This window comes from Pseudomonas sp. PAGU 2196, from assembly GCF_022179005.1.
Lineage (GTDB): Bacteria > Pseudomonadota > Gammaproteobacteria > Pseudomonadales > Pseudomonadaceae > Aquipseudomonas > Aquipseudomonas kermanshahensis.
On the sequence record NZ_BNTL01000007.1, the window covers coordinates 63,644 to 80,257 of the forward strand.

At 61.5% G+C, this 16,614-nt stretch carries 15 protein-coding genes; 4 read left to right on the forward strand and 11 right to left on the reverse strand.

Annotated features, from left to right (window positions below):
* Positions 1-62 precede the first annotated feature (62 nt).
* The 3 genes from MFF34_RS06980 (at position 63) to MFF34_RS06990 (ending at position 3,327) form a co-directional block, all read left to right on the forward strand.
* Positions 63-1,151 carry a polyamine ABC transporter substrate-binding protein gene (locus tag MFF34_RS06980; protein ID WP_238211687.1) on the forward strand — a complete coding sequence of 363 codons (1,089 nt, stop codon included), beginning with the start codon at positions 63-65 and terminating at the stop codon, positions 1,149-1,151.
* A 14-nt stretch (positions 1,152-1,165) separates the two neighbouring features.
* On the forward strand, positions 1,166-2,461 hold the full coding sequence (locus MFF34_RS06985; protein ID WP_238211697.1) for an FAD-binding oxidoreductase: 1,296 nt from the start codon (positions 1,166-1,168) through the stop codon (positions 2,459-2,461).
* A 197-nt stretch (positions 2,462-2,658) separates the two neighbouring features.
* Complete coding sequence (locus tag MFF34_RS06990; RefSeq protein WP_238211699.1) at positions 2,659-3,327, forward strand: DUF3313 domain-containing protein; 669 nt, start codon at positions 2,659-2,661, stop codon at positions 3,325-3,327.
* A 174-nt stretch (positions 3,328-3,501) separates the two neighbouring features.
* On the opposite strand, the gene MFF34_RS06995 is transcribed toward MFF34_RS06990, so the two are convergent.
* Positions 3,502-4,878, reverse strand: a complete 1,377-nt coding sequence (locus MFF34_RS06995) for an L-serine ammonia-lyase (protein WP_238211702.1) — start codon at positions 4,876-4,878, stop codon at positions 3,502-3,504.
* A gap of 146 nt (positions 4,879-5,024) precedes the next feature.
* Here MFF34_RS06995 and MFF34_RS07000 point away from each other — a divergent pair, with 146 nt between their 5' ends.
* Positions 5,025-5,960, forward strand: a complete 936-nt coding sequence (locus tag MFF34_RS07000) for a LysR substrate-binding domain-containing protein (protein ID WP_238211711.1) — start codon at positions 5,025-5,027, stop codon at positions 5,958-5,960.
* 32 nt (positions 5,961-5,992) lie between these two features.
* Here the strand turns inward: MFF34_RS07000 and MFF34_RS07005 are convergent, their stop codons facing one another.
* The 10 genes from MFF34_RS07005 to MFF34_RS07050 all read right to left on the reverse strand — a co-directional run bounded on the left by MFF34_RS07005 (position 5,993) and on the right by MFF34_RS07050 (position 16,490).
* Positions 5,993-7,408: an undecaprenyl-phosphate glucose phosphotransferase gene (locus MFF34_RS07005; protein WP_238211713.1), complete on the reverse strand. Its 1,416-nt coding sequence runs from the start codon at positions 7,406-7,408 to the stop codon at positions 5,993-5,995.
* 211 nt (positions 7,409-7,619) lie between these two features.
* Complete coding sequence (locus tag MFF34_RS07010) at positions 7,620-8,384, reverse strand: WecB/TagA/CpsF family glycosyltransferase (protein ID WP_238211715.1); 765 nt, start codon at positions 8,382-8,384, stop codon at positions 7,620-7,622.
* Positions 8,384-9,571 (reverse strand): glycosyltransferase family 2 protein, encoded by a 1,188-nt coding sequence (locus tag MFF34_RS07015; RefSeq protein WP_238211717.1) that lies wholly within the window; start codon positions 9,569-9,571, stop codon positions 8,384-8,386. Before MFF34_RS07015 ends, MFF34_RS07010 begins: the two co-directional genes overlap by 1 nt.
* Complete coding sequence (locus tag MFF34_RS07020) at positions 9,568-10,770, reverse strand: glycosyltransferase family 4 protein (RefSeq protein ID WP_238211719.1); 1,203 nt, start codon at positions 10,768-10,770, stop codon at positions 9,568-9,570. The genes MFF34_RS07015 and MFF34_RS07020 overlap by 4 nt, the downstream gene beginning before the upstream one ends.
* A gap of 49 nt (positions 10,771-10,819) precedes the next feature.
* On the reverse strand, positions 10,820-11,821 hold the full coding sequence (locus MFF34_RS07025) for a VirK/YbjX family protein (RefSeq protein WP_085273372.1): 1,002 nt from the start codon (positions 11,819-11,821) through the stop codon (positions 10,820-10,822).
* A gap of 7 nt (positions 11,822-11,828) precedes the next feature.
* Positions 11,829-12,806 (reverse strand): glycosyltransferase family 2 protein, encoded by a 978-nt coding sequence (locus tag MFF34_RS07030; protein ID WP_085273373.1) that lies wholly within the window; start codon positions 12,804-12,806, stop codon positions 11,829-11,831.
* Between the two features lie 5 nt (positions 12,807-12,811).
* Entirely contained in the window at positions 12,812-13,342 is a 531-nt protein-coding gene (locus tag MFF34_RS07035; RefSeq protein WP_238211721.1) for a serine O-acetyltransferase, read from the reverse strand.
* A gap of 8 nt (positions 13,343-13,350) precedes the next feature.
* Positions 13,351-14,307 carry a glycosyltransferase family 2 protein gene (locus MFF34_RS07040; protein ID WP_238211723.1) on the reverse strand — a complete coding sequence of 319 codons (957 nt, stop codon included), beginning with the start codon at positions 14,305-14,307 and terminating at the stop codon, positions 13,351-13,353.
* Complete coding sequence (locus MFF34_RS07045) at positions 14,300-14,917, reverse strand: DapH/DapD/GlmU-related protein (protein ID WP_238211725.1); 618 nt, start codon at positions 14,915-14,917, stop codon at positions 14,300-14,302. Before MFF34_RS07045 ends, MFF34_RS07040 begins: the two co-directional genes overlap by 8 nt.
* Before the next feature lie 106 nt (positions 14,918-15,023).
* Positions 15,024-16,490 (reverse strand): FAD-dependent oxidoreductase, encoded by a 1,467-nt coding sequence (locus MFF34_RS07050; RefSeq protein WP_238211727.1) that lies wholly within the window; start codon positions 16,488-16,490, stop codon positions 15,024-15,026.
* Positions 16,491-16,614: the final 124 nt, after the last annotated feature.

A 16,614-nucleotide genomic window follows, 5' to 3' on the forward strand; every position in this document is an offset into this window, starting at 1 on the left:
AAAAGGCTGCAACCCAGCCCCAGCTACACCGAACCCAAGAACAAGACCAACGAGGTGTCGACATGCGTCATCTGCAATCCCTGGTTCCCGCTGCATTCACCTTACTGTTCGGCGCAGCTGCCCAGGCCGCTCCGACCGTCAGCGTGTACAACTGGACCGACTACATCGGTGACACGACACTGGCCGACTTCCAGGCCAGCAGTGGGATCAAGGTGGTCTATGACGTGTTCGATTCCAACGAAACCCTGGAGGGCAAGCTGCTGGCCGGCCGCACTGGCTACGATGTGGTGGTGCCCTCGAACCACTTCCTCGCCCGCCAGGCCCAGGCCGGTGCGTTTTTGCCGCTGGACCGCAGCAAGCTACCCAACTGGAAGCACCTGGACCCTAAACTGCTCAAACAGCTTGAGCAGAACGACCCCGGCAACCAGTACGCGGTGCCCTACCTGTGGGGTACCAATGGCATCGGCTACAACGTCGACAAGGTCAAGGCCGCGCTAGGCGTGGACCACATCGACTCCTGGGCGGTGCTGTTCGAGCCCGAGAACCTGAAAAAACTCAAGCAGTGTGGCGTGGCCTTCATGGATTCGCCCGACGAGCTGTTCCCGGCCATTCTCAACTACCTGGGCATGGATCCACGTAGCGAAAAGCCCGAGGACTACGCCAAGGCTGAAGCCCGCCTGCTCGAACTGCGGCCCTACATCACCTACTTCCATTCTTCAAAATATGTCTCGGACCTGGCCAACGGCGATGTCTGCGTGGCCTTCGGCTACTCCGGCGACGTGTTCCAGGCCGCCAACCGCGCAGTGGAAGCCAAGAACGGCGTCAAGGTTGCCTACAGCATTCCCAAGGAAGGCAGCAACCTGTGGTTCGACCTGCTGGCCATCCCCAAGGACGCCAGCAACCCGGACCAGGCACTGGCGTTCATCAACTACCTGCTCGAACCGCAAGTAATCGCCAACGTCAGTGCCACGGTCGGCTATGCCAACGCCAACCCCGACGCCCAGGCCTACATGGATGCGTCCCTGGTGAACAACCCCGAGGTCTATCCACCCCAGCAAGTGCTGGACAAGCTGTACATCTCCAGCACGCCAAGCCCCAAGATCATGCGCGTGATGACCCGCTCCTGGAGCAAGATCAAGTCCAACCGTTGAGCCGAGAACGCACCATGCCTTTCGATACCCTGCACACCGCTTCGTACTACGCCGCCACGGCACGCGACGCGGCACCCTACCCCAGCCTGGACAGCGAACTGAGCGCCGATGTGTGCGTGGTCGGCGGTGGCCTGACTGGGGTCAATACCGCACTGGAGCTTGCCGAGCGCGGCCTTTCGGTGATCGTGCTGGAAGCCAGGCGCATCGGCTGGGGTGCCAGTGGGCGCAATGGCGGCCAGCTGATCCGCGGTATCGGCCATGACGTCAGTGGTTTTGCCCGCTATGTCGGCCAGGACGGCGTGCGCTACCTGCAACAGGCCGGTATCGATTCGGTGGCGTTGGTGGCCAGGCGCGTCGAGCAATACGGCATTGCCTGCGACCTGCGGTGGGGCTTCTGCGAACTGGCCAATACACCTGCGCAGTTTGCCGCCTTCAAGGCGGAACAGGAGGACCTGGCCGCGCTGGGTTATCGCCACGAAACCCGCCTGGTCAGCCCCGAGCACATGCACCAGATCGTCGCCAGCGACCAGTACGCCGGCGGCCTGGTCGACATGGGCTCGGGCCATCTGCACCCACTGGACCTGGTACAGGGCGAAGCACGTGCGGCCGCGGCCCTTGGCGTGCGCATTTTCGAGCAGAGCCCGGTGCTGCGCATCGAGCACGGCCCGACCGTGACCCTGCATACCGCCCGCGGCAAGGTCAGGGCACAGAGCCTGGTGCTTGGCTGCAACGCGCACCTCGATGAACTGGAGCCGCGCCTGAGCGGCAAGGTGCTGCCGGCCGGCAGTTACGTGGTGGCCACCCAGCCACTGCCCGAGGCGCTCGCCAATAGCCTGATCCCCCAGAACATGGCGCTTTGCGACCAGAAGGTCGGCCTGGACTACTACCGCCTCACTGCCGACCGTCGTTTGCTGTTCGGCGGTGCCTGCCACTATTCCGGGCGCGACCCCAAGGACATCGCCGCGTACATGCGGCCGAAAGTGCTCAAGGTGTTCCCGCAGTTGGCCGAGGTACGCATCGACTACCAATGGGGCGGCATGATCGGCATCACGGCCAACCGCTTCCCGCAGGTCGGGCGGCTGCGCCAGCACCCTAACGTTTACTACGCCCAAGGCTATTCAGGGCACGGGCTGAACGTAACCCACTGGACAGCCAAGCTGCTGGCCGAGGGTATTGCCGTGGGCCACAGCCAAGGGCTGGACGTGTTCAGTGCGGTGCCGCACCTGACCTTCCCGGGCGGCAAGGCATTGCGCTCACCGCTGCTGGCGTTGGGGATGTTGTGGTACCGGTTGCGCGAGGTGCTGGGGTAGCGCTCGACTTGAGGGTTGTTGCGCCTTTGAGATCGAGCGCCGCGCGGGCGGCGCTCGATCTCAAAAGCGCTAAAAATCCACCGCCGTACCCATCGCAGCCTACCGCCTACACCGCCAAGAAATACACTGCCCACTGGCCAACTGCCCTGCACCTGCTTGCATTGTTCTGGCCGACCTCTCATGGATGTATCACGATCATGAAATTATTGCCCCGCATCACCTTGTTGTGCGCATCCTTGCTTGCCGTATCCGCCTGCTCCAGCAACCGCGTGGACCCCAGTGACTACTCCTATTTCCTGAAGGACTACAGCCGCTTGCAGCCCGCTGAAAGCCCATCCGGCGCGCCGGTGATGCGCTGGGTCGCCCCCAAGGTCAACGTCAATCAATACACCCAGGTGTTCATCGAGCCCAGCCAGTTCTACCCCAAACCGCAACCGACAGCGGTCATTTCGGCGCAGACGCTGCAGGAGATTACCCGTTACTTCAACGAAGCCATGCGACGTGAATTGGGCAGCGTGCTGACCCTGGCCAAAGCCCCCGGCCCAGGCACCATCGTGGTACGCCCCGCGATCACCGCGGTGTCTACCAGCAACGAAGGCCTAAAGCCTTATGAGGTAATCCCGATTGCGCTGATCTCGGCGGGCGTCAATACCGCCATGGGCGGCCGTGACCAGGAAGTAGATGTTGGCGTAGAGGCGGCTTTCTTGGACGGTGCCAGTCAGAAAGTGCTCGCTCAGGTGGTGCGCAAGGGCGCGGGTAAGGAGCTGGAGAACGACACCCAGAAACTCACCCTCAATAACGTCAAACCGGTGCTCGACGGCTGGGCCAAAGACATGCGCGCGAGCTTCCTGACACTGAAACAGTAGAGCCGTTGACCGTGTAGGAGCAGCCTTGTGCTGCGAAGAGGCCAGTGACAGCAGCGAAAATTGATGATGTGTTCACTGGCCTCTTCGCAGCACAAGGCTGCTCCTACCGGGTAGCGTGTCAATGCCCTTGATCGGGTAAGGCAACGGCCCCCTGAATAAACCTCGGGCTGCGAATCAGCACTCGACAAAGGCGACGGCCAGGCCGCCACGCGAGGTTTCTTTGTAGTTGGAATGCATGTCCGCACCGGTGTCGCGCAGGGTGCGGATAACCTGATCCAGCGAGATGAAGTGCTCGCCATCACCGCGCAGGGCCATTTGCACCGCGTTGATCGCCTTGACCGCGGCAATCGCATTACGCTCGATGCACGGCACCTGCACCAGGCCACCCACCGGGTCGCAGGTCAGCCCCAGGTTGTGCTCCAGGGCGATTTCCGCGGCATTTTCCAGTTGCGGCGGCGTAGCACCGAGCACTTCGGCCAGGCCAGCGGCTGCCATTGAGCACGCCGAGCCCACTTCACCCTGGCAACCCACTTCGGCACCGGAGATCGACGCGTTGGTCTTGCACAGGATGCCGACTGCGGCCGCCGCCAGCAGGAACCTCACCACATCGTCGTCGCAGGCATCCGGGTTGAACTTCATGTAGTAGTGCAGCACGGCCGGGATGATCCCCGCCGCACCGTTGGTGGGCGCTGTCACCATGCGCCCGCCGGCGGCGTTTTCTTCGTTGACCGCCAGGGCAAACAGGTTGACCCATTCCATGGCGCTCAGGGTCGAGCCGATCACGTTCGGTTTGCCCAACTCCTGCAGGCTACGGTGCAAACGCGCAGCCCGGCGCTTGACCTTGAGCCCGCCCGGCAGGATGCCCTCATTGCGCAGGCCATTGTCGACGCATTCAAGCATCGCCGCCCAGATGCGCATCAAGCCTTCGCGTACCTCGGTTTCCGGGCGCCAGACGCATTCGTTGGCCATCATCAGCTGCGCCACGCCCATTCCGTGCGCCTTGCACAGCGCCAACAGCTCAGCCGCACTGGCAAACGGATACGGCTGTTCGACCGCATTCGCCTCGCCTTGGGGGGCATCGATTTCTTGCTGCTCGACGATGAAACCACCGCCCACCGAATAGTACGTTTGGCTAAACAGGCTGCCCTGCCCGTCCAGTGCTTCCAGACTCATGGCGTTCGGGTGGTACGGCAGGCTTTGCTCAAGCAGCAGCATGTCGCGGGTGTAGTTGAACGCCAGGGGATGACTGCCATCGAGCATCAAGCATTGCTCCTGCATCACCTGGCCGATGCGTGGCTCAATCGTGGCCGGGTCGATCCGGTCGGGCCACTGCCCCATCAGGCCAAGCAGGCAGGCACGGTCGGTGGCGTGGCCAACTCCCGTGGCCGAGAGCGAGCCATACAGACGCACTTCGACGCGGCTGACCTGGGCCAGCAAGCCACGCTCACGCAGGGCTTGGGCAAAGGTTGCCGCTGCACGCATCGGGCCTACGGTGTGAGAGCTGGAAGGGCCGATGCCGATTTTGAAGAGGTCGAAAACACTGATAGCCATACTAATGCCTGACCGCGTTGGGCAGAATCGCCAATGCGCGGTTCTCTGGGGAAATTGAACACTACTGCGAACTTGAGCGATACTGACCTGCTCCCGCGTGGATGACCAACGAAACTTCCTAAGCAAGCCTTTAGTGGTACTAAACGATGCGACGACAACTCAATGGCCAAATGTTCGTCTGGTTGCATGTGTTCTCCTGTGCGGCCCGGCATTTGTCATTTACCCGCTGCGCCGAAGAACTGCACATCACCCCTGGCGCCGTCAGCCAGCAAATGCGCCAGCTGGAAGAACGGCTGGGCTATCGCGTGTTCCTGCGCCGCGCCCGTGGGGTTGAGCTGAGCGCTGAAGGCCAACGCCTGGCGCAAACGGTTTCAGAGGCCTATGGCAGCATCGAGGCCGAGCTGCTGCGCCTGGACGCTGGCGAGATCCGCGGCACCCTGCGCCTGCGCTCGATCCCCTCCTTCCTGGCCAAATGGTTGACGCCGCGCCTGCCGCGCTTTCAACAGCGGTATCCGGACATCGAGTTGCGGCTGGTGGCCGAAGACAGTGCGCAAGCCTTGCACCCGGGCGACTTCGACCTGGCCATCGACCTGAACGACGGCAGTTACCCTGGCATGCTGTCGACGCCATTGCTGGACGAGCAGATCTTTCCCGTCTGTTCCCCCACCCTGCTGCGCGGTCGCCCGCCGCTGCACGGGCCGGCTGACCTGGCGCATTACCCGCTGCTGCACGATATCACCGCCTGGCGGGGGGCCTCGGAATACGCTGAATGGGAGTTCTACCTGGATGGCATCGGCGCAGGCGGCCTGGACGTGCGCAGGGGCCACACCTTCAACCGCAACCACTTGACCATCGAGGCGGCGATTGCCGGGGTTGGCGTGGCAATCGCGCGGCGAACCTTGCTCAACGATGAACTGGAACGGGGGGCGCTGATCGTGCCGTTCGGCGTGGCGATCGCCAACCACAAGCGCTATGTGGTGCATTACCCGCCGGGCGGGCTGACCCAGCCGGGTGCCCGCGCGGTGCATGACTGGCTGGTGGAAGAGGCTCGTGGATTCAGGGAATTGCACCCGTTGGGTTGAGTGCCTGCCACGGGGCCGCTCGTCGGCCCCGGCTAATAGGCCTGCTTGCCGGTAAAAGCATTCAGCGTGCGTACCAAAATGACGAAATCGAGCCACAAGGACCAGTTGTTGATGTACTCGATGTCCGAGTCGACCCGTTGGATCATCTGCTCGATGTCCTTGGTTTCACCCCGGAAGCCCCTGACCTGTGCCAGGCCTGTCATGCCAGGCTTGATGTTGTGTCGCGCGAAGTAGTCGACAATATCCTGCGAATACAGCGTGTCGTGCTGAAGCGCATGCGGGCGCGGCCCCACTAACGACATTTCGCCGGTCAACACATTGAATAACTGCGGCAGTTCATCCAGGCTGGTCTTGCGAATAAAAGCCCCAACGCGGGTCAGCCGCGGGTCGTTCTTCTGGGCCTGTTTGACCACACCGTTTTCCGGTTGATGAACATGCATGCTGCGGAACTTCCAGATGCGGAACGATTCACCGGTCCAGCCCATGCGTTCTTGCCTGAAGAATACCGGGCCGCGACTGTCTAGCTTGATCGCAATGGCCACTGCCAACAGCACCGGCGATGCACACAACAATATCAGTGCGGCGAGCACTCGATCTTCGAGGTTTTTAAGGAACAGGCTCATGCCGGTCAACGGCGTTTCTGACAACGTCAATACCGGGATACCGGCAATTTCGCGGACGCTGTGGTTGATCAAACGCAGCGAGAAGATATCCGGCACCCAGTTCACTGCAATGCACTTGTCGAGCAACTTCAAATACACTTCGTTAATGACCGCCGAGCCGCCTAATGGCGTCACCAAGTACACCGTGCGAATGGCATGTTTGGCAACGATCTCGTCAAGGTCAGCGACGTGACCCAGCACAGGCAGGCGTTGCTTTGCATCAGGCGCGCCCTGTTCAGCCAGATCGTCTATCAGCACACACCCCAGCACACGCTCACCGAACCACGGGTTGTTGCTGATTTTCTGGTGCAGGAAGTTGGCCAGGTCGCCGGCGCCAATAATCAGTGCGTTGTCCAGCCGAGCGTGAGCGGTAAACCGTTTTTGCAGTTCACGCACTGCGAAATGCAAGAACAACTGCACGACATAACCAATGACAAACAACTGCACCACCAACAACCGCGAATACGTTTCGCTCTGTTTGGTCAAAAACGCCATGACCACCAAAAAACAAAACGTTGCTGACCAGGCCTTGAATAACCTGAACGCCTTGATGGACAAGCCAACGTTGGTCCGATAGATCGCATAATGATCATAAATAACAGCCAGCGCCCCAATCAACAAGAGCAGCATGATCACATAATCCGAAGTAATGTGACCAAACTGATCGTAGATCAAGTACCAGGCGACGCCGGTGACTGCAATCCCATCAAGGCCGGCCTGAATGGCGTTACTTACGCTGCTTCTTCGTTGAAGTAAGGAACGACTGCTTCTGGGTTCGAGAACCATTTCAGACCTCATTAATTAGCGCGTAGCAAATGCCCGGCAGCTTATTCAGTCAATCAATACCAGCCTTTAAAATATGATCCTGTACACTGAATGGTCTTCGCCGCCCCCCTGGGCGCTTGCTATTACTGTAGCAGTCGCCCGCCCACGCAGCGGGCAGAATCACCCCCGCCCTGGCTTTTGGCCGTTTCAGACGATTCAGGTGGCAGAATCATCAGATGCGCCTTGGGGTGTTTCGGGCCTCGAGCGACATCGCCTTGGTGCACAACAGGGTGCGTAACAGGAACAGCGGATTGCCCACCACGTAACGCATGAACAAGCGCCTGGGCTCTCTCAGCAAACGGTAGACCCACTCCCCGCCCAATCGCCGTAGCCATTGCGGTGCCCGGCTGACCTTGCCGCCGAGAAAATCCAGAATCGCCCCGCCACACACGATCAGGCACGGTCCCCCACTGGCAGCCAGGCGAGCGGCAACGGCTTCTTGCTTGGGCATCCCCATGCCCAGCACGATCAGCTCTGGCTGCGTTGCCCGCGCAAGCTCCAGGTAGGTGGCCATTTCAGCAAACCCGTCGTGAACCGACACTGGCAACACGCCAAACCGCGCCTCACTGCACGCTACGGCCCGGCTCAAGAACGGCTCCTGAGTGCCCCAGAATGCCACCCGCCGCCCCTTGAAGGCCGCCAGCAGCTTGGGGATGAAATCCGTGCCATTCATGTTCAGCCCAGGAGCCAGCCCCAGGCGGCGATACAGAATTGCCATGCCGGCACCATCGCGCAGCAGCACATCGGCCGAGGCCAGCGATTGGCAGTAATTGGCATTGCCCGCGACCAGGTTCATGGCGTGGGCGTTGACGAAACCCAGCACCGTGGGCGCCTCAGGTTGGCACAGGGCCTCGAGCAAGCGCTGCTCGTGTGCAGGGTCACTCACGGTCTGAAGTTTGCCGATAATCGCTTTCCAGCTGCTTTGCCATTCGCCCATTAGCTGTCATCCCGTTTCGAGCGCACCCACTCCACCTGTCGCTTGATCAAGAACCCCAGGTACAGGGGTATCTTCCTCGCGGCGTAGAACGGGGCGTAAAGCAAGACCGAAAAGGGGATCAGTTCACGAGAAAACCGGCCCCACGCCAGCAGAACTGCAACGCCCAGCATGACCAGGGCACCCGTCGCAACCCATGCAGGTGCAGTGATACCGAACAGCAGCGCGGCCAGCCAGGCAACACTTGCAACCCCTACCAGTGCCATGACCAGCAACGCCAAAGGCGGCACCAGCAGGTCCAGGGTGATGGCCAGCAAGGGCGCGTTACGCCGAGTGACCGCGCTCACCAGCAGCTTGGGTACCTCGGCCAGGATCACCCCGAGATGGCCATGCTCCCAGCGGGTGCGCTGGCTGCTCAAGCCTTCCTGGCTGAGCGGAAACTGGCTGGTGACCTGCGCGTCCGGGCAAAACAGCGGCGGTTTGCCGATTCGGCAAAAGTCCAGGCCAAGCTTCAAGTCTTCGACGAGGTGCCCATTGGCCAAGTCGACCGCAGCCAGGTCGCGCCAACTGAAGGCCATACCCGCGCCCATCAGCTGGCAGGGCAAGCCCAGGCGTGCCCAACCACGCGGGCGAACGAGGTTTTTGACCCGCCAGGCAAATTCCGCGATCTGCACCTTCAGGCCCGCGCCGACGGGCGCGCGCATCAGGTACAGGGCCTGCACCGGCCGTGAAGTTTCGAGGCAACGGCGTGCCAGCAGGTCAATGGCGCCCTCGCCCACCTGGCAATCGGCGTCAACGATAATGACCACCTCGGGTGGACGCTGCGCCAGATGCCGTACACCGAAGTCCAGCGCATACCCCTTGCCGCGCAATAGGTCGTTGTCGCGCTCCACCACCTCAGCGCCCGCGCTGCGTGCCAACTGCGCGGTGTCGTCGGTGCAGTTGTCCGCCACCACCAGCAAGCGGTCATGCGCCAGCAATTGCGGGCCGACACTGGCCAGGGTCGACCGAATGATCAAGGCCTCGTTGTGCGCGGGCACCAGCACCGCCACGCGCGGGCGCCTGCCATCCGCCCCAGGTCGTGATCGCACCGGCAGGCACGCCAGCAGTACCTGCGCAAACAGCACCAGCGCGGGCACGAAGATGCAAAACGCCACCAGGCTTAATAACCACGTCACGATGCTGATCATGCGGATGCCTTGAAGTAGCAGGCCAGTTTGGCGGCCTCGGTGTCGATATCGTGGCGCTGCAGCACCCGCCGGTAAGCGGCTTCACCCATGCGCTGCAACACCTCGGCCGGTTGCGACAGGCAGTCGGCCATTGCCGCAGCCAGCTCTTCTACCGTGCCGGCGGGGAACAACCAGCCGTTTTCACCCTGGCGCACCAACTCCGGGATGCCTGCCACGTAGGTGGTCAGCACCGGCCGGCGCAATGCCATGGCCTCCATGATCACCACCGGCAGGCCTTCGGCGAAACTCGGCAGCACCAACGCACGGGCAGCGAGGATTTCCTCCCGCACCTGGGCGCTGCTGATCCAGCCGGTGATGCGTACCTGCGCCTGCAGACCATACCGAGTGACCAAGGCCTCGATCTGCTCGCGCATTTCGCCATCACCCGCCAACACCAGCTCGAATGCAATGGCTTGGGTGGCCAGCAGGTGGGCCGCCTCGATCAGCAACAGTTGGCCCTTCTGCTCGCACAGGCGCCCGACGCACACCAGGCGTGGCGCCAAGGGTGCGGCAACGGCAGCAACCGCGTGGAAGTCGCGCTCCAGACCGCAATGCACGACCTTCACCTTCTCCCAGTGTTCGTGCGCCACCCAACGGAACAACTGGCTGCGCCCATACGAGCTGACCGCCGCCACAAACGCGGCGCGCCGGACTTTTTCGCCCACGTGCAGAAACTGTGGTTTGTCGAATTCTTCCGGCCCGTGCACGGTAAAGCTGTAGGCAGGCCCGCCGAGGACATGGGCCAGCATCACCACCTCGGTGGAGTTGGTGCCAAAATGTGCATGAACATGCTTCGCGCCAAAGGCCTGCAACCAGAGCAGTACCTGACAGGCCTCGGCCAGGTACACCAGGTGATAGGGCCAGGCGCGGTCCGCCCGCTGGCCCAGGCGCAGGGCCAACCACAGGGTGGCGAAAAAGCGTCGTGGTTCGGCACGCAGCACCTGCAGCGTGGGCGCCAACAACCCCTTCAGGCCGTGCTGCAACACGTAGCGGGTCTTGCCCCGCTCGGCGATATCCTCGTCATCCTGCAGTTCGGCATCCCAACCCCGCAAGGCAATGCGCTGGATCTCCATGCCCTGGCGCTCCAACGCCAGAATTTCGCGTCGAATGAAGCTATGGCTGACTTTCGGGTACTGATTGATGAAGTAAGCAATGCGCATAGGAATCCAGATCAATGCCTGCGTAATGAGCCTTACCAACTGCAACCCGTTACTTCAGGCTGTCGATCGCCGGCGGCGGGCTCCCTGCCGATGCACGTTCAAGCACATCCCCCTTCATCCCTTGTAGCCCATGGACGGGCTCGCTGCCTGATAAAGCCGCTTCAACGCGCGCGAATACCTCATCCAGCAAGGCATGACGCCGGCGGTACATCGCACGTTTCTTGGGCGCGATGTCGTCTGCGGCGCGTTTGGCAGCGGCCAGCGGCAGGCTGAAGAAGTCGTCGCGCTCCGAAGGCGTTGCGCCGTTTTCCAGCCAGATGGCATCGTAATGGGCGGCCAGATCGTGCGCCTTGTCAGCGCCAAAGTAAGGATGGCGATGATGCCGGTGCGCATCGCCAACTGCGTAGATGCGCACCACCCCCAGCGTTCTGGCGATGCACTTGAAGGCCTCCAGCAGGAAGCTGCGCGGGCGCAGGCCCTCGAAGTCCTTGGTCAGGTCACGGTAGATGTTCAGCGAAGTTTCGCTGTCGATGCCTTTGTGAATGCCCTGCACGGCGCCGATGAACACGCACAGCTCACCGTGCTGGCGGCACAGGCTGAACGCCAGCGATGCAACGCGCAAATCCCCTTGGAACAGGTTTAGCACCAGCTCCCCTTCGCGCTTGAACCAGATCGGCCGGTCCAGCACCAGGGCGCAGCCCTTCGAATAGGCTGACAGGTCGCACAGGGTCAGGCGCTCGTCGCGACCGAGCAGCAGCAACGTGGGAAACTGCCGGGCAACCACCTCAAAATGCGACGCCACCACACCGAGCCGCTCCTGCGCCTCCCAGCCCTTGCTGATGTAGGGCCACTGCACGACGCCGATGCAATCGACCCCAAGCCTTGCAAATCGGTCATCACCCAGCGCTGTCGACATGCGCTGCATGAAGGCCTTCAGCGCGGGCCACTCGCGGGTGATCTGCCGCGTCAGCTTGACCTTGTTGTTCAAGGCCCGCAGCGAGTAGCCGGGCTGCAGGGTGAGCACACTTTTCACTATCGATCTGGCAATCATAGGAATCTCATTTGTACTCGATCAGCACGGCTTTGCCGGCAGAGAACCTGTTCATCAGGAACTTTACCTGCCCAAGCATTTCAGGGAATTTGCCGAGCACCAAAAACACCGCCTGCAGCCAGCGCTCGCGTGTCGGCTTGCCAGCGCGACGCGCCAGGCGCACCGCTTGCAGCGGGTAGATCAGCAACAACAGCAGCGCCCACACACCCAGCAGGCCACTGGCAAACACGATCGCCAGGGGGATGCCCAAGCCCCACAGCCAAGCGCGGCGGGACTCTCGCAACCAATGGCGCTCTGGCGCTCGCCCATGCAAAAAGGCACCCTCGGCATAGGCATGGCCGGCGCGCAAGCTGCGCCGCCACCACTGGCTGAAACGCGTCATGGCAGCGTCGTGCAAGGTCATCTCAGCGGCCAGGCGCCAGATTTTCCACCCCTTCGCGCGCAAGCGGACGCACAGCTCCGGCTCTTCGCCGGCGATCAGGTCCGGACGAAAGCCGCTCACTTGCGTGAAGGCATCGACGCGCATCAACGCATCCCCCCCACAGGCCTTGGCCTCACCGATGGGCGTGTCCCATTCCAGGTCACACAGTAGGTTGTATACCGAGCGTTGCGGGAACCGCTCACGGCGCCGCCCGCACACCACCGCTACGTCTGGGCGTGCGTCAAGAAAGGCCTGGGCATTGCCCAGCCAGGCCGCATCCACCTCGCAATCGCCGTCGACAAACTGCACGTAGCGCATCGACGGCAACAGGCGTTGCAGGCGGGTGAAGCCCTCGTTGCGGGCCCGAGCTGCGGTAAATGGCCGGCTCATGTCTAGCGCCAGCACTTCGACCCCTTGGGCCTGTGCCATCTGCACGGAACCGTCGGTGGAGCCTGAGTCCACGTACACCACCCGGTCCGCACCGTGCGCCAACGAGCGCAGGCAGCGCTCCAGGCGCAGGCCCTCGTTGCGTCCAATCACTACAACGCCGATACCTGTGTCCATGGGCCTCACTCGACCGTGCACTGCGCCGCCTCGGTGGGGTTGCGCAGCTTGATGGTCGCAGGCACGCCGACCGCCAACGCGTTGTCTGGCACGTCCACCAGCACCACGGCGTTGGCGCCGATGACCACGTTGTTGCCAATGCGGATGTTGCCCAGCACCTTGGCCCCTGTGCCAATATCGACGTTGTCGCCGAACACCGGCGCAATCGGCTCGCTGACATTCTTCAGCCCCACCACCACGCCGTTGCGAATCCGGCAGTCATCGCCAAAGCGGGCATAACCGCTGATTACGATGCCGCCGAAATGGTCGATGACGAAGTTGCGGCCAATCACGACCTCGCAGGGCAATTCAACACCCGTGATGATCTGCACGAACTTGAACAGGATCTTGTAGAGGATGGAGAACAGTTTGCGCAGCAGTGCCGGGCGCACGCTATAGCGCCAGCGCCCGAAGCGATACACCAGCAATACCCAAAACCCCTGGGCGCCCCAATCACCACCGTGTGCACGCAAGTCGGCGCGTATATTCTCGAACATGACGTCACCTACCGTGTGGGTTGGCTTGCGAACCGTGTCTTGAACAACAGCGACCAGGTAGTCTGGCAGTGCCGCCAGCACGCCCGGATCGCCGCGCGACCTCGCCCCTTCAACAGTGCCTTGAGTGCCAGTACCAGGTCACCCACACACACCAGCAGCATGTGCAGCGCCAGCCCGGCAACGCCGTGGTGCTTGCGGAAGTACAGCAGTTCGCTTTCGATCTGGTAGCTGGAAATCTGCCGGCTGGCCGCTTCCAGTTCGCTGACCGACTTGGAGCTTTCGCCGCCGATATGCACCACCGTGGTATGGGGATAGAAGACGACCTTCCAGCCCGCTTCCTTGACCCGCTTGCAATGGTCAACCTCCTCGTAATAGAGGAAGTAGCGCGGATCGAACAGGCCTACCTGGTCCAGCACTTCGCGACGCACCAGGTAGAAACAACCGGGTAGCCAATCGCATTCACGTACCGAGCCATGGTCCCAGGTCATCTCATCGACCATTTTCAAGCCTGGGAAGAAACGGCCAAGCCCGGTACGGCCGACAAACACGTTCAGGGGTGTCGGGAAGTAGCGGCAGCTGGGTTGCAGGTCGCCATCGCGTCCCTCCAGGCGCACGCCCAGCACGCCGCACTCGGGGTGGTTGTCCATGTACTCGATGGTCTTGGCCAGTGAATCGGCCGCCACGAAGGCATCGGTGTTCAGCAGCAGTGCGTACTTGCCCTTCAAGTGCGCCAGCAGTTGGTTGTTGGCGCGCCCGAAACCGACGTTTTTCTTGTTGCTCAGCAACAGCGCCTCGGGGCACACCTTGGCCATGCGTTCCACAGAATCATCGACCGAGGCATTGTCGACGACCAGGTAACTGGCAAGCTTTTCGCTGTCGGCCTGGCGCAGCGCATCGAACATGGGCTGCAGCAAGGACGCAGTATTGAAATTGACCACCATCACATCGACGGGTTTTCTATCCATTGCTACTGTCCCCGAAGAAGTACTGCCGTCGTTGCGCGGCAAGGGCAGGCTCCACGGTCGGGTCAAAGGCACCTTTGCGCTGTTTGACCAGTTCTATCCACGGGTAGCTTTCGCAGCGCTCCTCCACCCTCTTGATCAGGGCTTCGGTGGTGCAGATGAATTTGGCCGGGTTGCCACCCACCACAGTGCCCGGCAGCACGTCCTTGGTGACGACCGCACCGGCAGCGACGATCGCATCGGGCCCGATGGTCACGCGGGGCATCACAATCGCGCCATGGCCGATGAAGCAGTTGTCCTTGATGTCGATATAGCCGACCGAATCGAGGTGCTTCCCGTAGCAGAGCTCGATCAATGCCACCACGCCGTCGTGCCCGATCAGTGTGCAATCCGACAGGCCGACGTTGTTACCGATGCGCACCAGCGCAGGGTCGGTCACGTTGCACCCTGGGTTCATATGAAAGTTGGCCCCTACCGAATGAAACTTACCCCAACGGGTTAAATAGCTCCCCCACTCTCGCCCCGTTGGATTACACAACTTTTTGTACGTCGAGCTTCCCCGCCCGGTTGAGTTGACATAACGCGTCAGTGCACTCCGTATCCATCCATTCATTCTGCGAGCCTCGCAATCAAAGCGATTCTGAACTGTCCCTGAGGCGACTTCGGTCTCATTCTTCTTGGTGCTGACCGCCTCGCACTCAACCCGTTTACAACGTGCGTTACACCGCGGCACCCGTAGCCGATTTCAACTTTTCATTGAGGTGGTCCGCCAACCTGACGGCAAACTGCAACAACGGCATGGTCGGGTTGGACGCGCCGCCCTTGGCAAAGATACTACTTCCCGCCACATAGAGATTCTGGGTCCCGAACACTTTGCAATTGGCGTCGACCACACCGAACTCAGGTGACGCAGCCATGCGCGTGGTGCCCATGTGATGGGCATGTGGCGCCATCTTCAACGGCACCGATGTGTCGTAGACGAAGTCGTTGAGCTTGACGAAGCCCAAGTCCATGTCGGCAAATTGCTTGGCCAGTTCGGTGCCGATGCACTTGATGGTATGCCTATCACTTTCGCTCAGTGCCCAATGCACGTTGACCTTGGCCACCCCCAGCTCGTCTTTCTCATTCAGCAATGAGATGCGGCTTTGCCGGTTGGGAAACTGCTCGATCATGGTGCCGATCACACCGTCGCCCGGGCAGCTGAACTTGGCGACCAAGGCGATCTTGTCGGCAACGCCCATGTCACAGGCAAGGTTTTCCAGAAAGTGTTTGACCTCGGCCGTGCGGCCATACGTCTGCACGTCCGAGAGCAGTGCAGCGGTGATATTGCCTTTACCGGCCTGGTACTCCTCAACAAAGGCGTCGGTGGTGTAGTACTGACGCATCTGGGTGTCCTGGTCCGACTTCAGGATGAACGTGCCCATGTCGATGTTCAGGTGCTCCATGAAACAACACCCGGTCAGCCCTTCCTTGTTGACGATACCCGCGGCCAGCAGGGATTCACTGTTCAATAACTGCCGAGCATTCTCGATGGCGCCCGTCGCCAGGATGAAGTTTCTGGCCACCACGCGCTGACGATGACGTTCGTAATCGGATACCACCGCAGCCACCACATGGCCCGACGCTTTGTCGAATTCCAGGTCGACGCAGTTGCAATTGATGAACACATCCAGCCCGTGGGTTTCGTTCAGTGCAGTCGCGTACTTCTGCGCAAAGCGCGTTGGGGGGCTCAGCAGGAAGCGGTCGGGCTCGAAGTCATCACCCGCAAGCCCGGTGTTCATCGCGTGAAACTCCGAGCCTGGCGGCAAATCGACGATGTCCATGGCCGCAGCCAGGTAGCCCTCTATCTCCGAGTAGGGGATCGGCCAACCGGGCAAGTCGCCGGGCGGCGCCATGGCGAAGTCTGAGGGGGTGAACGGCCGGCAGCGCCCTGCCCAGTGGTTGGACGTGCCGCCCAGGTAACGCAGGCGTGTTTCCGCGGCGTACAGTTCGAGCCCCGTCGAGGCGCACGTGTACAGCCCTTGCGAGTGCGGCGAATACTCACGCCCACCGCCCTCGGCCAACAGCACGTTCCAACCCGCAGCTGCCAGCCGCAGGCCCAGGGTAATGCCAGCGGGGCCGGCCCCGATGATGCAAAAATCATAGTCATCACGCAGCGTTTTCTGCTGCTGAAAGTCCTTGATCATGCTGGCTCGTTCCGGAAGTACTGAGAAGGCAACACCCAGCCGTTGATCACCACGAACCCGGTTTTTTCGACGGGTTTGCGTGCAACGTCTGCGGCCACCCCAAACACCGCGCCGCCAACACCTA

Excerpts from the sequence above, each read along its gene's own strand:
- MFF34_RS06980 (WP_238211687.1), top strand. The coding sequence starts at position 63 with ATGCGTCATCTGCAATCCCTGGTTCCCGCTGCATTCACCTTACTGTTC.
- MFF34_RS06985 (WP_238211697.1), top strand. The coding sequence starts at position 1,166 with ATGCCTTTCGATACCCTGCACACCGCTTCGTACTACGCCGCCACGGCA.
- MFF34_RS06990 (WP_238211699.1), top strand. The coding sequence starts at position 2,659 with ATGAAATTATTGCCCCGCATCACCTTGTTGTGCGCATCCTTGCTTGCC.
- MFF34_RS06995 (WP_238211702.1), bottom strand. The coding sequence starts at position 4,878 with ATGGCTATCAGTGTTTTCGACCTCTTCAAAATCGGCATCGGCCCTTCC.
- MFF34_RS07000 (WP_238211711.1), top strand. The coding sequence starts at position 5,025 with ATGCGACGACAACTCAATGGCCAAATGTTCGTCTGGTTGCATGTGTTC.
- MFF34_RS07005 (WP_238211713.1), bottom strand. The coding sequence starts at position 7,408 with ATGGTTCTCGAACCCAGAAGCAGTCGTTCCTTACTTCAACGAAGAAGC.
- MFF34_RS07010 (WP_238211715.1), bottom strand. The coding sequence starts at position 8,384 with ATGGGCGAATGGCAAAGCAGCTGGAAAGCGATTATCGGCAAACTTCAG.
- MFF34_RS07015 (WP_238211717.1), bottom strand. The coding sequence starts at position 9,571 with ATGATCAGCATCGTGACGTGGTTATTAAGCCTGGTGGCGTTTTGCATC.
- MFF34_RS07020 (WP_238211719.1), bottom strand. The coding sequence starts at position 10,770 with ATGCGCATTGCTTACTTCATCAATCAGTACCCGAAAGTCAGCCATAGC.
- MFF34_RS07025 (WP_085273372.1), bottom strand. The coding sequence starts at position 11,821 with ATGATTGCCAGATCGATAGTGAAAAGTGTGCTCACCCTGCAGCCCGGC.
- MFF34_RS07030 (WP_085273373.1), bottom strand. The coding sequence starts at position 12,806 with ATGGACACAGGTATCGGCGTTGTAGTGATTGGACGCAACGAGGGCCTG.
- MFF34_RS07035 (WP_238211721.1), bottom strand. The coding sequence starts at position 13,342 with ATGTTCGAGAATATACGCGCCGACTTGCGTGCACACGGTGGTGATTGG.
- MFF34_RS07040 (WP_238211723.1), bottom strand. The coding sequence starts at position 14,307 with ATGGATAGAAAACCCGTCGATGTGATGGTGGTCAATTTCAATACTGCG.
- MFF34_RS07045 (WP_238211725.1), bottom strand. The coding sequence starts at position 14,917 with ATGAATGGATGGATACGGAGTGCACTGACGCGTTATGTCAACTCAACC.
- MFF34_RS07050 (WP_238211727.1), bottom strand. The coding sequence starts at position 16,490 with ATGATCAAGGACTTTCAGCAGCAGAAAACGCTGCGTGATGACTATGAT.